Genomic DNA, 310 nt, shown 5'->3' with positions numbered 1-310 from the left:
CAGGGAATCGATCTGCCCGCGGAGGAGTCGGCCTATGCTGCGGCGGTCGAAGGGATGCGAACCTACTGCGACCGGCTGGGGGAAGTCCGGCGCCTCGACGAACAGCTGGAGGATTCCCGCCGCCGTCAGGCCCTTTTGGAGCAAAACCGGGACGAGGTCATCGCCGATGTGGACGAACTGAAGGGGGAGCTCCGCTTCATTTGCGATGAGCTAGAAACAGCACGTCTGCGTTTGGAGCAAGTGAATAAGCGGCTCGAAGCGATGGGTGCCGAGGCGATCCGCGCGCGGATCGCCGGGGTGGAACGCCGTC

At 64.2% G+C, this 310-nt stretch carries 1 protein-coding gene; it reads left to right on the top strand.

Annotation, left to right across the window (positions count from 1 at the left end; all coding sequences use genetic code 11):
• Window positions 1-310 (top strand): hypothetical protein (locus tag RZO55_RS02640; RefSeq protein WP_318062750.1); only part of this gene is annotated, 310 nt, incomplete at both ends.

It is taken from the genome of Clostridium boliviensis (assembly GCF_033342255.1).
Lineage (GTDB): Bacteria > Bacillota > Clostridia > Lachnospirales > Lachnospiraceae > Lacrimispora > Lacrimispora boliviensis.
The sequence above is the reverse complement of the archived record's forward strand: the minus strand, read 5'-3'. Positions and strand labels throughout refer to the sequence as shown.